Here is a 13,791-nt window from a genome sequence, read left to right as displayed (position 1 = left end):
TCGGAGGAGCATGGGCCGGTCCGGCGGGCGAACCGAATCTTCGGATACCTACCCAGTTGACCGGCCGGGCCCCGCCCGGGATACCCCGTCCCCTTGTGAACAAAGTGATAGATCGCGGTTACCGCGAAAAAGGCTCTTTCGTTCCGTCCGCGGCGAGGAGGGTCTCGGCGATCGCCCTGGCCCGGAGCGCGGGCGCGGCCGACCGCTCGCGCAGCGCGGTCACCAGCGCGCCGTCCAGCAGCAGGACGAACTGCCGCGCCAGCTCCGCGGCGTTCGCACGGTGCCCCGCCTCGGCGAGCAGTCGCTCGAAGAACGCGGCCACCGCCGTCTTGTGCGCGTCCGCGAGCCGCCGCACCCCGGCGTCGCTCCCGGCCGTCTCGGCCATCGCGTTGAGGAACGAGCACCCGTGGAAGTCCGCGCTCTCGAACCGTCCGGCCATCACGTCGAAGACGTCGAGGGGGTGCCCGCCGCGCTCGGCGACGGCCTCCTCCAGGCCCCTGCGCCACGTGCAGTCGCGCTCGCCGAGGACGGTCGCGACCAGGTCCTCCTTGCTCTGGAAGTGCCGGTAGAAGGACGCGCGGCCGACACCGGAGGCGGCGAGCAGCCGTTCCACGCCGACCGCGCGGACGCCCTCGGCGTAGAAGAGCTCCTCGGCGGCCTGGACGAGGCGGTCGCGCGCACGGGTCGGCATGCCGCCAGCGTATCCGGCTTTGACGGAAAACGGAACCGACCGGTACCGTCTCGAAAACGGAACCGATCGGTACCGTTCTGACGCCGCGCCAGCCGAAGGAGACCGCATGGCCGTCACCGCGCCGCCGGAGAGCCCGCCCACCGGGGTCCCCGCCCGCACCCTCGTCCTCGCCGCCGGCACCTTCGCCGTCGGCACCGACGCGTTCGTCGTCGCGGGCGTGCTGCCCGAGATCGGCCGCGACCTGCACGTCGGCGTCGCCGCCGCCGGACAGCTCGTCACCGTCTTCTCGATCGCCTACGCCGTCCTGTCCCCGGTCATGGCCGCCCTCACCGGCACCTGGCCGCGCCGCCGCGTGCTGCTCACCGCCCTCGCCGTCCTCGCCGCCGGCAACGCCGCCACCGCCCTCGCGCCCGGCTACGGATGGGTGCTGGCCAGCCGCGTCATCGCCGCGGGCGGCGCCGCGATGTTCACCCCCATCGCCGGCGCCACCGCCGCCGCGCTCGCCGGCCCCGCGCACCGCGCCCGCGCGCTCTCCTACGTCACCGTCGGCCTCGTCACCTCCACGGCCCTCGGCGTCCCGATCGGGACGCTGCTCGGCACCGTGATGTCCTGGCGCGGGACGATGTGGTTCGCCGCCGCGCTCGCCGCCGTCGCCGCCGCCGGGGTCGCCGCGCTGCTCCCGCACGTCCCCGCGCCGCCCGCCGTCGGCCTGCGCGCACGCCTCGCGCCCCTCGCCGACCGCCGGGTCAACGCCCTCCTCGCCACCACCGCGATCCTGTTCACCGGCATCTACCTGCTGCAGAACTACATCAGCGTGGTCTTCGAGCCCGCCACCGGCGGCGGCGGACGCTCCCTGGCGGTGCTGCTGTTCGTCTCCGGCTGCGCGGGCACCGCCGGCAACCTCATCACCGGCGCGTGGGCCGACCGCTTCGGGCCGCGCCGCGTCATCACGGGCGTCGCCGTCGTGCTGGCCGCCGACCTCGCGCTGCTGCCCGTCACCGGGACGACCATGGCGGGCGCCGCGGCCGCCGCCGCCGTCTACGGGTTCACCGCATGGGGCGTCATGGTCCCGATGCAGCACCGGCTCATCGCGGTCGCTCCGGACGCGTCCGCCCTCCTCGTCTCCCTCAACGCCTCCGCCGTCTACCTCGCCGTGTCGATCGCGGGCGGCGCGGGCGCGCTGTGGCTGCGGGCCGCGGACGCCACGTCCCTCGCCTGGGTCGCCGCCGCCGTCACCGTCGCGGGCCTCGCGGCCTCCGAGGCCGCGCACCGGCTCACCGCCGCCTCCCGCACCCGATGACCGCCTTCATCCGGCCCGCCACGCGGACCTGCCGGACGCTCTAGGCTGTTCGGTCGGGTTTCGTGTGCTTGTAGGGGGAACAGGGTGCGGCTGCCGGAACATCTCGAACTTCTCGTCTCCGACGAGCCCGTCCTCGACGTGTACTCCTACGGGCCCTGGCGCGTCCCGGACGGCCTGTACGACGAGATCCGCGCCCGCATCGACACGCTCGCCGCCGACCCGCGCTGCAAGGACGCCACCACCAGCGAACACTCCCTGCTCACCGCGCCCGCCCCGCTCGTCGTCGCGGAACTGCTCCTCACCCTCGACTTCCTGCTCGGCGCCGGAGCCGTCAACGCCGGCACCCACTCCCGCCTGCAGTACCAGTTCTTCAACCGCTACCACAACGAGCCCCGCGACCCGCTGCGCGACGCCGGCGGGTGGGGCGTCAGCCGCGGCTCCTTCCAGCCCCTCGAATGGCTGGAGGACTGCGGTGACCAGGACCTCGCCCTGACGCTCGCCCGCGAGTCCCTCGACGTCTTCGAGGGACTGGAGCCCATCGAGCAGCGCCGCCAGGCCCTCATCAAGCTGTACGACGACCCGCCGCCCGCGCTGCGCATCCAGACGCCGCTCGCCGAACAGCGCGCCCTGTGGCTCGCCCACGCGAGCGACGACATCGTCACCGTCCTGCCCGAACTCGCCGGACCCATCGGCTACCTCGAATGGGTCTGCTCCGGGCTCCTGCCCGTCCACGAGCACCTGCGCGAGGTCGCCCCGCACGACGAGACCGCCGACGAGCTGCTCGTCCACCTGCTCCTCCAGGGCGGCCTCAAGCAGGTCCCCGCCGAACTGTCCGTCGTCCTCACCGAGGACCGGTACGGCGAACTCCTCGAACGCTTCGCCCGCGACCGCGACACCTTCGAACCGAACCCCTGGTACCTCAACGAATGGGGATGGCTCGGACGCGCCCTCGGCGCCGGCGCCATCGACGCCTGCCGCGGCTGGCTCGACATGGCCATGCGCTTCACCGGCTGCGTCCAGGGCCTGCCCAACGAGCCCCGCATCCCCGACCCCGAATGGATCCCCGTCGGCGAGTTCGGCGCCGACGTCCGCCGCCTGTTCACCCCCCGCCGCCGCATGGTCAACCCGCTCGCCGCCGGCGTCGGCACCGCCCCGTCCCGCAACCGCCGCACCCGCCGCGCCGAGGTCGGCTCCGGCCTCGTCGGGCAGCCCGACGTCGTCGCCGCGCTGGAGACCATCGCCGAGACCGGCGGGCCCGTCCGGCTGATGCTCGTCGGCCCCGACGGCACCGGCAAGCGCGACGCCGCCCAGGAGATCGCCCGGCTGCTCCGCGAGCACCGCATCGTCGAACCGCCGCTGTGGCTCGCCGACGACTTCTTCGCCGGCAAGGAGGTCTCCTCCGCCACCACGCAGCTCTACAGCGAGGCCCGCGACGCCGCCGGCAACCGCCTCATGGTCATCGACGGCCTGGACGACATGTCCCGCGACGGCCGCAGCGGCGAGGCCATCGTCGAGGAGCTCCACCGCGCCCTCGACGTCCACGACGACCTCCACGTCGTCGCCCTGTGCGAACCCGGCGGCGACGAGCGCATCCGCGAGGTCAACCCCGGCCTCTCCCTGCGGTTCCAGGTCGTCCGCACCCACCCGTTCGACGCCGACGGGTACGCCGAGCTGTTCAACCGCGCCCTCCAGCAGCGCGGCGCGCGCGCCCACAAGCGCGCCCTCACCGCCGCCGGGCAGCTCCTCGTCCGGACCCCGCCCATCCGCAACCTCCGCAACGCCCGCCTCGCCCAGCGCCTCGCCGACATCGTCGTCGAGAACGTCCGCGCCAGCACGCCCGCCGGCGAGGAGCTCGTCGTCAAGCGCGCCGACGTCCCCGCCGCCTTCGACACCGCCGGCACCCCGTCCGACCCCATGGCCGAACTCGCCGCCCTCACCGGCCTCCGCACCGTCAAGGCGGAGATCGAGCTGCTCGTCGCCGGCGCCAAGGCCGCCAAGCTGCGCCGCGAGGCCGGCCTGCCCTCGCCCGCCGCGCCCGCCCGGCACATGGTCTTCACCGGCGACCCCGGCACCGGCAAGACCGTCGTCGCCCGCCTCCTCGCCCGCATCTTCAAGGACCTCGGGCTGCTGTCGTCCGGCCACCTCGTCGAGGCGTCCCGCTCCACCCTCGTCGGACGCTACGTCGGCGAGACCGCCGTCAAGACCCGCGGCGTCGCGCAGAGCGCCGTCGGCGGCGTCCTGTTCATCGACGAGGCCTACGCCCTCACCGAGACCAGCATGTCCGACGACTACGGCCAGGAGGCCATCGCCGAGCTCATCAAGGTGATGGAGGACCACCGCGACGACCTCGTCGTCATCGTCGCCGGCTACGAGCGCGAGATGCAGCGCTTCATCGCCTCCGACCCGGGCCTCGCGTCCCGCTTCCCCACCACCGTCCGGTTCCCCGACTTCACCGACGCCGAACTCGTCGAGATCTTCACCGGGCAGGCGGCCGCCGCCGGCCTGTCGCCCGCCCCCGCCGCCCTCGACAAGATCACCGAGCTGCTCCGCCGGGCCCCGCGCGGCCGCTCCTTCGGCAACGCCCGCGTCATGCGCAACCTGTGCGAGCGCGCCATCGCCCTGCAGGCCCGCCGCGTCACCGCGCTCCGCCGCCCCGGCCCCGACGACCTCGCCGCGCTGCTGCCCGAGGACATCCCCGACGGCCTCACCGGCGCCGGACGCGTCGTCCCCGCCACCGACCCGCTCGCCGAGCTCGACGCCCTCATCGGGCTCTCCGCGGTGAAGGAGGAGGTGCACCGCCTCGCCGCCGAGGCCCGCGGCGCCGAACTGCGCCGCGCCGCCGGCAAGCAGGTCACCGTCCCCACCCGGCACATGATCTTCACCGGCAGCCCCGGCACCGCCAAGACCACCGTCGCCCGGCTCGTCGCGTCCGTCTACGGCCACCTCGGTCTGCTGTCGTCCGGCCACCTCGTCGAGGTGTCCCGCGCCGACCTCATCGGCCCCTACCTCGGCCAGACCGCCCCGCGCGTCCGCGCCGCCGTCGAGCAGGCGCTCGGCGGCGTCCTGTTCGTCGACGAGGCGTACTCCCTCGCCGGCGACGCCTACGGGCAGGAGGCCGTCGCCACCCTCGTCCAGCTCATGGAGGAGTACCGAGGCGACCTCGTCGTCATCGCCGCCGGCTACGCGCGCGAAATGGACGCCTTCCTCGCCGCGAACTCCGGCCTGTCGTCCCGGTTCCCCAAGCGCATCTCCTTCCCCGACTACACCGACGACGAGCTCGCCGCCATCTTCGAGCACCTCGCCGCCGCCGAGGGCCTCACCCTCGCCCCCGACGTGCCCGGACGCCTGCGGGCCGTGCTCCGCGACACCCCGCGCGGCCCGTCCTTCGGCAACGGCCGCCTCATGCGCAACCTGCTGGACGCCGCCGTCGCCGCCCAGTCCGAACGCCTCACCGCGTCCGGCTCCCCGTCCGACACCGAGATCATCACCCTGCGCGCCGAGGACCTCCGCACCGCCGCCCCCGCGTCCTCGGAGAGCGCCACGGGCCTGTACCTGTGACCCGTCCACAGGTGGTCTGACGGCGCAACACACAATTGGTCGGAATCTCCCGGCTGCGCCTGTCTAGACTCGTCTCGCCCAATCAATGCGGAGCTGGAAGGGGCTCGGTGTCCGATCGAGACTGGCAGCACACGGTGCTGCGCGACCTCGGCGCACTGGAAACCGGCCTGGTCCCGCCAACCCCGCGCCCAACCCCACCAGCGTCCCCTGCCCCTGCCGGTGCCGCGACCGGTCCACCCGCACCCGCCGAGACCAGCCCACCCGCAGCCCCGAACACACCACCTACAGCCGCCGCGCATGCAGCCGCCGAAACAAGGCCACCTGCAGCCGCCGAGGCCAGACCGCATGCGGCCGCGAGCACATCACCGCCCTCCCCCGCCCGCAATTCCACGCCGCCCGCAGGCACCCGCACGCCCACAGCGCCCTTCTCCCGGACCGCCGTCCCGCACCCGACCCCGGCCACCGCCCGGACGGCCACGCTGCCTCCCACCCCAGCACCGTCCGCCTCCACGGGATCTGCCGCACGGCCAACTGAGGCGCGCCCCGCACCCCAGAAGCCACACCCGGACGAGCCACCCAAACCACACGCGGACAAGCCGACCAAGCCAAACGCGGACGAGCCAACCGAGCCAGACGCGGACGAGGCAATCGGGCCACACGCGGAGGAGCCGACCAAACCACAGGCGCCCCCGTCCGCTCCCCCTCAGCCTTCAACAGCTGCGAGCGCAACCCAGACGCCTGCCCCGTCCTCCACCGCGCTCGCGGACAAAACCGCAGCACCCGTCCCGTTCGCCCCCTCAACAGAAGCCGCCTCCTCCAGCACCACCGGCTGGCCGATCACACCCCCGCCCTCACCTCCACTTCACCCCTCACCGGCTTCAAGCTCCGCGAGCGCGGCAGAAACGCCTGATCCCTCCCCCTCCACCCTCGCGGACAAGAGCCCCTCGCCTTCCCCGTCCGTTCCCTCAACGGAGCCCGCCCCCTCCAGCACTCCTGGCTGGACGATCACGCCCCCGCCTACACAGTCGCTCCCGCCTTCGCCCCCACATCCGTCTTCGCCCTCGACCACAGCAAGCCCTCCACCAAGGCCGGGCCTGGCCACCTCCGACAAGGCGACACCGCTTCCCACCCCGGAGCCGCCCGCAACCTCGAACCGCCCCTCCGCTCCCGAAGACCGGATGACCCCCCAGCCACCCCCCGCCACCTCGGCACCAGCACCGCCCTATACGCCCCCAAAGGACGCCGCACCTCCCGTCCAAACACCGACCCCCCACGTCTCCGCGGACATCGAGCCTCCACCCCCTCCCGCAACAGGCTGGACGATCACTCCGCCGGTTGGGGCATCGCCTGCCGCCGCGCTCCCTCCGCCCACGCCCGGGCCACGGCCGCACGAGGCGAGTGCATCGCCATCCGAGCCGTCCAGCGCCACCTTCCCCGTCGCCTCACAACCTGGGGAAGCGCCCCCGCAGCCAGAGGTGTCTCCTCAGCCGAAGATGCCGCCTAAGCCAGCACCGTTCGAACCGCTCCCGCACATGCCGAACCCACCGGCATCCGGGCCGTCCCCGAGCGTGCCCCAGCCTTCGACCATTCCGCCGCCGAGCACGCCAGCGCCCTCAAGCACGCAACAACCGTCAAACACACAGCCACCTCCGGCCACGCAGCCGCCCCCGGGCACACAGCCAGCTCCAGGCACGCCACCGCCTCCGAACACTCCGCCGCCTCCGAACACTCCGCCGACCTCGGGCATGCCGCCGACCTCGAACACTCCGGCGTCAGCGGGCATGCCGCCGCACAGCGTCCCCGAGTCACCACAAGTCAGGCCGTCCGCACCCACCGGAGGGTCCAACCGGTTCGCCACGCCGCCCGGCGGCGTCCCCGCGCCCGACGACCTCGTCCGGCGCAATCCGCACGGCGACCCGATGGCCCGCCGGCTCGGACGCGGCGTGCGCCGCGCGATGGGGGCGTCGGCCGCCGGGCAGGTCCGGGAGCTGTCGCAACTGGCAGCGCAGATCGGCGTCCCGGTCCCGTCGAGCCGCCGGATCGCGGTGACCAGCATCCGCGGCGGCGCGGGCAAGTCGACGATCGCCGCGCTCATCGCGGGGATCCTCCGGCAGTACCGCCCGGACCGCGTCCTCGCGATCGACGCCGATCCGGGCCTCGGCTCCCTCGCCCTGCGCATCGGCGTAAACGCACCCAGCTCGCTCCGGGACCTCGCCGCCGCGCGCCCCCAGTCCTGGGAGGAGACGGCCGCCCACCTCGGCCGGACCCCCGAAGGCCTCTTCGTCCTGCCCGCCGCCCCGAAGGGCACCGTCGCGGACGATCTCGACCACGCGACCTTCCAGCACGGTACCGGCCGCCTCGGACGCTACTTCTCCACCACCGTCATCGACTGCGGCGGAGGGCTCGTCTCCGAGTTGCAGCGCGGGATCCTGCACGGCGCCCACGCCCAGGTGTTCGTCACCCCAGGCACGCCGGACGGTGCCCTCAGCGCGCGCGCCGCCCTCAACTGGATGGCTCTGAACGGCTTCGGCCCGCTCCTCCAGCGCACGGTCGTCGCCTTGGTCTCGCATACCCCGAACCCGGACGCCGACCTGGACCGCGCCGCCCACCTCCTCAGCAGCGGCACGCTCCCCGTCACGCTCCTCCCGTTCGACCGGCACTTGGCGGCCGGCATCGCCATCGCCCCCGAACGCGTCAGCATGCCCACCCACGCCGCCGCGACCCGGATCGCGGCGGACGTCTTCACCCGTTCCTTGAGCGCCTGATGAGCCGCGAACTGATAGTCCTCACCTCCGAGAAGCCGTCCTTGGACCTCCCAGCCCTGGCCCCACCGCCCCTCTACTCGGCAGGGAACGACATCTTCGACGCCAAAGGGCGACTCCTTCTGCGCGTCCAAGAGCCCGTCCTCATCACCATCGCGGGCGAAGTCGAACGCCTCCTCGGGATCGACTCCGCCGTCCCTGTCTGGTGGACGGAGATCCACGCCGCGACAACCGCTCCCGAGGCGCGCCACCTGGCCGAACGCTGCGCCGAAACCCTCGACGGCACGATCTGGACGGCTCGATGACGGAAACCGCAGGCGGCGCCGACGTCCTCACCGGCCAGGCCATGGTCATGTTGAACGACCGTCCCGTCGTCCCCCTTTCCCCCGCCATTTCCCAGGCCCTCGCCGAATGCGAGCGGACGAACCGCACCCTCCAACTCGTCACGCCCGCCACCAGCCGCCTGACCCTCCCCCTCCGAGCGTCCAAGGCCCAGTGGCTGGTCCACGACGACGGCTACTACGAGGGCCTTACCGGCCGTCCGATGCACTGGAACGGCACCGCCTTCGTTCCGCTGCCCGACGCCCGCGACTACGCCCCCACCTACACGACGCTCCCGGCCGAGCCCATCGGGAGCCAACTGGTCCTCACCTTCCAGGCCCGCCATGCCCCCGAAGCCGTCCTCGGCGCACACACCGAGAAGCTGATGCGCCTCATTACCGGCGAACCCCCGAAAGGCTGGGGCACCACCGAACCCCTGCAACACCCTTGGAACCCCGAAGAACTCACGACCCACATAACGAGCGCAGCCACGTCCCGCGTCATCGCCATAGGAGCAAGCAGCCGCCCGGCAATGGCCACTTCGGACTTCTCTCCCCTCGTCTCCCCGGCCTCCGGCATGGCCGAGATGACGACGCTCACCATCGGCTACACGGACGACGAAGACCCCCCGATCCCCCAGCTCCCGTCCTTCATCGACCTCCTCTCAGCGGACCACCCCCTGACCGCACTGCTGGCCCAGCTGATCCCCGGCCGCCCCGACCTCACCACCGAACCGCGCTGGACGGGCTCCTCCGCCCCCATCGGCCTCGCTTCCGCCGGCGCCTACACCGGCCCGCCGGGCTTCTCCCGCAAGCGCCTAGGTCCCCCAGACGCCCCCATCACCTGGTTCCAGCTGGGCGACGGCTACTCCCCCGAATACTGGCAACGCCACCAAGACCTCCTAACCCACCTCCGCCGCACCCCCTGAGCCCTTCATGCCCGCGCCCGGATCTCGTTGATGAGCTTCTGCATCGTCGCCTTCTGATCCGGAGGGCCGCTTAACTGCACGACGACGCCCGTCCCGTCGTGGGCATGCGTCATGGCAACACAGACGACGCGTTGCTCATCGTCGTCCTCACCAACGACTTCTGCGTACATCGTGGACGAGTCCGTGCGGCGCCAATCCGCCGCATCCACGACGAGCGTCTTGCTTCTCATCGCAGTTCCCGGAGCACTGCTTGACCGCGACCACGCACCGGCGCCCGAAGTCGCCGCCGCCGTCGGGCTCCTCTTGGCCGCCGACCCGGAAGGCTCAGGAGTGGGCGAAGACGACGCTGGAAACGGCGGTTCCGCTGACGGTAGCGGGCTCGCACTCAACGGCCGCTTCGGGCTCTTAGCGCCCCGCCGTTCAGCCGCCCCGGTCGAGAACACGAGCCAAACAACGACTCCCATCAACAGGCACGAGGCGCTCACCGCCACCACCACTTGCCAACGCGGCTCTTCTCAGCAGACGCCGCGGTTCTCCAGCCGCCGGTTGAGTCTGCGGCCCATCCACCCAATGCGGCACGAAGCCGGGCCACGGAACCCGCGTCTGAGGTGAGGGCCGCTCCTCTAGTACCCGCACACACGCCTCGACGTCCGAGAACGCGGCTCACGCCACCAGCCCTTGCGGCTCCGCAGCGGCCGCGCCAGCGATCAGGTTCCCGAGCCCCCTCCCACACCCGGATCCGACCCCGCCGCCGCGCCCAGCACCACGACGAACGCCTGGTCGCCGGACCGCCCCTCCGCCCTGAAGACCACCCCCGCGTCTCGCTCGGCTCCCGCGCGACCAATCAGAACGCCCCGAGAATCCGGGGATACGAAGCTTCCAACGCCCCTTTCACAGCCACCCGGTCCCGAGACGCGACCACTGCATCAGATGACCAGGGACGTCATCTCTTCACCGCAAGAAGGTCACCCTTTCCGAATCTTTCGCCGCCGCGCGAACACCGCGCCCCCAGCCCCCAATCCACCCACCACAAGGACGACCACAGCGATCACCAGCCCACCACTGCCGCCGAGCCCTGAATCACGAGACTCACTGGCGGCCCCCGTCCGCCTTGCCTCCGACACCGCCTGACCGGACCGCCCTCGACCCCCGGACCCGAGATCGTCGTACACCGGATTGGGCGCGGTCTTAGGAACATCAGCCGTCAACGCCTTGTAAGGAATGATGGCGCCGTATCCTGTTCGCTTGTCCCAGCCCGTCGGCCCCACATCCTTGGCCGTGGCCAGCAGACGCTGCACGACCTCACGAGCCGACATTTCCGGAAAGCGAGACCGCATCAAGGCGACCACCCCCGCCGCAAGCGCCGCCGCCTGACTGGTCCCACTATTGTCCGCCGTGAACACCCCGTCTCGGCCGATCGAGCCGACCATGGCGCCGGGCGCAGCCAGCATGACGTTGTCTCCCGGGCTGGTCTTCGACCAGACATCGAGATGCGCGCCGACGGCCCCCACGGCGAGCACGCCCTTGCAGTTGGCCGGGGTGTTCGTCGACTCTTCCAGCGGATCGTTCCCAGCGCTCGCGACGACGACCACGTCATGATGGACGGCATAAGAGACCGCGTTCTCGATGCCGCTCGGGCAGTACGCGCCGGGACCGCCCTGCGATATATCGATGACCTTTGCCCCGCGATCCACGGCAAAGTGGATCGTGTCCTCGTAATTTCCCAGGTCCGCGCTGATCGGCAAGATCCTGCTCCCGGGAGCGATGCCGACCATGCCTGAGCCGAGGCCCTGGCCGGCGATGAGAGCGGCCATCGCGGTGCCATGCCCGTTCAACTTGGCGTCATCGTCGGCACGGCCGTCCTTGCTCGAAGCGTCTCCGTACCCTTTACCGGGCAGCACGACGCCCTTCAGGTCAGGGAGCCCGGCTTCCACACCCCGGTCGATCACCGCGACCGTCACTCCGGCCCCCCGAGTCATGGGCCAGACCTTTCCAGGGATCTCCCACGCGTCGAACCACCATTCCTCGGCGCGAGGCTTCGGCATCGCGAGGGCAGGCGTGAGGTTGGACGCCATCACGGTGATCGCGGCAGCGAGGGCGGCGGCTCGACCGAGGAACCGGACGTTTCGGCGAAGCTCATAGCGCCGACTTCGCTGGAGTCCCACGATTCACCCGGTTCCGCCGATGACGCGCGGCGCGACGTCGGCATCGTCATGCCAGAGGTCGGCCTCCTCTAGGAGCCGCACCTCTCTTGTGCGCTCGGCGTTCCTGCCTGCAGCCGCTCCCATTCCTCCCAGCGGCATACCTCCTGCGTTTTCCCTGGCGCCGTATCTCGTTCCGACGGGTGCCTGGCTCCCGGCTTCGCCGATGGGGAGGCGTTCGTTCCCAAGGACGCCACCTGATGGCAGGCGAGGAACTCGTTCACCCCGGAGAGAGCCGGCCGGGCCTGCTCCTGTCTCTCCCAAAGATGGAGCGCCGTTTCGTCCGATGACACCACCCGCGCTCAACGGACCCATGCCCGGCCGCGTCGGCGGGATACCTCCGTCCCCGGGAATTCGCATCGACGGGAGCCGCGGCGCCGGGCTGCCGATCGTGGGGGACGGCCGTGAAGGCGGCCTTTGGCTGAAGCCGCCATCGTTGGGCAGCGGGTACCCCACTCCACCAGGACTGGTCGGGAAGCTTGGGCTCGACGGCCTTTCGGGGCCGGTACCAGGCCCAACTGAAGGCGGTGAGGTGGGTTCGGGGGCGTTGCCCAAGCCGGGCCGTGTACCGGCAAGGTCGGAGCCGCCCCTCCCCGGACCGTCGCCGAGTCGTGGCCCATTGCCGACCGGAGGCCCAGCGGATCCGCTGTGAGGCGCGGGCACCGCATGGCCGCTCGGAGCTCGAGAGGCTGGGCCGCCGCTCGAATCCGCTCCGCCGGCCCCCGCTCCGCCGCCTGCCGCGCCTCCTGCCCCTCCGCCCGGCGTTCCAGGGCCGTTCGCCGCAGGAACGCCAGCACTCGCCGGGGGCTCACCAGATGCCGTTCCTCCGAACTTCTTGGCCCCCTCACCGGTCGTCGAGAGGTCGAAGGTCACGGAGGACGGGATCTGGTCGAAGGCGGAGGTTAGGGCGGTGTTGGTTTTGGCGAGGTGTTGCTGGGCGGCTTTGTCGTCGGCCAGTTTGGTGGCCATGGCCTCGGCGGGGTTGGTGCTGGGGAGGGTGCCGAGCGGGGTGGAGGTGGGCGGCATGCTGTGCTGGGAGATCTTCATCGCGGTGTAGCCGCTGTGCATGGCGGTGGAGAACTGGCCGCTGGCCGTGGCGAGGGTTCCGGTGGCCTCGGTGAGCATGCGCATGTCGGCGATGCCGAGTTCCTTGGCGCCGCCCTTCCAGATCATGTTCAGGCGCTGCACGTGCTTGCCGAGGTTGCCTTCGGTCTCGCCCAGCGCCTTCTGGACCATGGCGTAGGCCTCCGCTACGCCGCCGAGGCCTTCCGGCCGGGCCTGCTCGAGGTAGCCGGCGATCGTGGCGTAGTCGTATTGCGCCGGGTTCCCGTGCCCCAGCGTCCCGGGTCGGATCCCTTGGTGGAACGCCTGCCCGCCCAACTGTCCTCCGCCTTTCTCGGTGCTACTGGTCCTGCCAGGGGGTCACGTGCGTGGGCGGCCGCCCTGCGCCGCGGGCGGCGTCGGTGGCCTTCTGCTCGCTCTTGCCGTAGTTGTGCGCCGCCTCGGTGATCCTCTTGATCGCTGCGGCGTAGGCGGCGCAGTAGCGGTCCAGCGCGGAGATCATGTTCTGGTGCGCGGTCTCCACCTTGGGGCCCATCTGCTGCGCGACGTCCCAGTGGCCGACCTCGCCGACCTGCACCTTCAGGGCCGTCAGGGTGCGCTGCAGGTTGGAGAGGTCATCCCCCATCGCCGCGGCGACCTGCAGGAGCTGCCGGCGGTGGACCTCCACCGTGCCGGCACCGGAACCGGCGGGTTTGGGGTCGGCGGTCGGGTCCAAGCCGGTGATGATCGGATCGAGGCCGTTGCGACCGCCCGGGGACGGCGTGACCGGTGCCGTGGCGCCCGGGTGCAGGAGTTGGCTGAGGTCGGGCGGAGGGTCTTGGGGAGGCATGCGCGGTGGTCCTTACCGGTGCGGGGTCAGCCGCCCCACATGGCGGTGTTCTGGCGTTCGGCGCCGAGGTGGATGTCGTGGGATTCGCCGATGACCTTGCTCATGCCGGAGACGGCGGTGGCCATGCGCTGGGCGGCGA

At 71.8% G+C, this 13,791-nt stretch carries 10 protein-coding genes; 5 read left to right on the top strand and 5 right to left on the bottom strand.

Translation table 11 applies throughout. The features are described from left to right. Nucleotides 1–118 precede the first annotated feature (118 nt). On the bottom strand, nt 119–691 hold the full coding sequence (locus ABT299_RS29965; protein ID WP_500252769.1) for a TetR/AcrR family transcriptional regulator: 573 nt from the start codon (nt 689–691) through the stop codon (nt 119–121). 106 nt (nt 692–797) lie between these two features. Between ABT299_RS29965 and ABT299_RS29960 the strand changes: the two genes are divergently transcribed. From ABT299_RS29960 to ABT299_RS29940, 5 genes are all read left to right on the top strand, one after another. Beyond that, nucleotides 798–1,991, top strand: a complete 1,194-nt coding sequence (locus ABT299_RS29960) for an MFS transporter (protein ID WP_387027628.1) — start codon at nt 798–800, stop codon at nt 1,989–1,991. A gap of 84 nt (nt 1,992–2,075) precedes the next feature. After that, nucleotides 2,076–5,549 carry an AAA family ATPase gene (locus ABT299_RS29955; protein ID WP_500252768.1) on the top strand — a complete coding sequence of 1,158 codons (3,474 nt, stop codon included), beginning with the start codon at nt 2,076–2,078 and terminating at the stop codon, nt 5,547–5,549. A 1,781-nt stretch (nt 5,550–7,330) separates the two neighbouring features. Further along, nucleotides 7,331–8,314 (top strand): nucleotide-binding protein, encoded by a 984-nt coding sequence (locus tag ABT299_RS29950; RefSeq protein ID WP_500252767.1) that lies wholly within the window; start codon nt 7,331–7,333, stop codon nt 8,312–8,314. Then, on the top strand, nt 8,314–8,616 hold the full coding sequence (locus ABT299_RS29945) for a hypothetical protein (protein ID WP_500252766.1): 303 nt from the start codon (nt 8,314–8,316) through the stop codon (nt 8,614–8,616). Before ABT299_RS29950 ends, ABT299_RS29945 begins: the two co-directional genes overlap by 1 nt. Then, nucleotides 8,613–9,560: a DUF6177 family protein gene (locus tag ABT299_RS29940; RefSeq protein ID WP_500252765.1), complete on the top strand. Its 948-nt coding sequence runs from the start codon at nt 8,613–8,615 to the stop codon at nt 9,558–9,560. Before ABT299_RS29945 ends, ABT299_RS29940 begins: the two co-directional genes overlap by 4 nt. A gap of 5 nt (nt 9,561–9,565) precedes the next feature. On the opposite strand, the gene ABT299_RS29935 is transcribed toward ABT299_RS29940, so the two are convergent. From ABT299_RS29935 to ABT299_RS29920, 4 genes are all read right to left on the bottom strand, one after another. Beyond that, the gene (locus ABT299_RS29935) at nt 9,566–9,790 is read right to left on the bottom strand and encodes a hypothetical protein (RefSeq protein ID WP_500252764.1); all 225 of its coding nucleotides are present in this window, start codon (nt 9,788–9,790) and stop codon (nt 9,566–9,568) included. 735 nt (nt 9,791–10,525) lie between these two features. Continuing rightward, entirely contained in the window at nt 10,526–11,635 is a 1,110-nt protein-coding gene (locus tag ABT299_RS29930) for a S8 family serine peptidase (RefSeq protein ID WP_500252763.1), read from the bottom strand. Between the two features lie 93 nt (nt 11,636–11,728). Beyond that, a complete protein-coding gene (locus ABT299_RS29925; RefSeq protein ID WP_500252762.1) occupies nt 11,729–13,141 on the bottom strand; it encodes a hypothetical protein in 1,413 nt (470 codons plus the stop codon). Between the two features lie 22 nt (nt 13,142–13,163). Next, nucleotides 13,164–13,652 (bottom strand): DUF2563 family protein, encoded by a 489-nt coding sequence (locus ABT299_RS29920; protein ID WP_190868973.1) that lies wholly within the window; start codon nt 13,650–13,652, stop codon nt 13,164–13,166. Between the last annotated feature and the right edge of the window lie 139 nt (nt 13,653–13,791).

This window comes from Spirillospora sp. NPDC000708 (genome assembly GCF_040299565.1).
Lineage (GTDB): Bacteria > Actinomycetota > Actinomycetes > Streptosporangiales > Streptosporangiaceae > Spirillospora.
This window is presented reverse-complemented; position numbering and strand designations above follow the sequence as displayed.

Coding starts and splice junctions, on each gene's coding strand:
- ABT299_RS29945 (WP_500252766.1), top strand. CDS start 8,314: ATGAGCCGCGAACTGATAGTCCTCACCTCCGAGAAGCCGTCCTTGGAC.
- ABT299_RS29950 (WP_500252767.1), top strand. CDS start 7,331: ATGCCGCCGCACAGCGTCCCCGAGTCACCACAAGTCAGGCCGTCCGCA.
- ABT299_RS29965 (WP_500252769.1), bottom strand. CDS start 691: ATGCCGACCCGTGCGCGCGACCGCCTCGTCCAGGCCGCCGAGGAGCTC.
- ABT299_RS29930 (WP_500252763.1), bottom strand. CDS start 11,635: ATGGCGTCCAACCTCACGCCTGCCCTCGCGATGCCGAAGCCTCGCGCC.
- ABT299_RS29920 (WP_190868973.1), bottom strand. CDS start 13,652: ATGCCTCCCCAAGACCCTCCGCCCGACCTCAGCCAACTCCTGCACCCG.
- ABT299_RS29935 (WP_500252764.1), bottom strand. CDS start 9,790: ATGAGAAGCAAGACGCTCGTCGTGGATGCGGCGGATTGGCGCCGCACG.
- ABT299_RS29940 (WP_500252765.1), top strand. CDS start 8,613: ATGACGGAAACCGCAGGCGGCGCCGACGTCCTCACCGGCCAGGCCATG.
- ABT299_RS29960 (WP_387027628.1), top strand. CDS start 798: ATGGCCGTCACCGCGCCGCCGGAGAGCCCGCCCACCGGGGTCCCCGCC.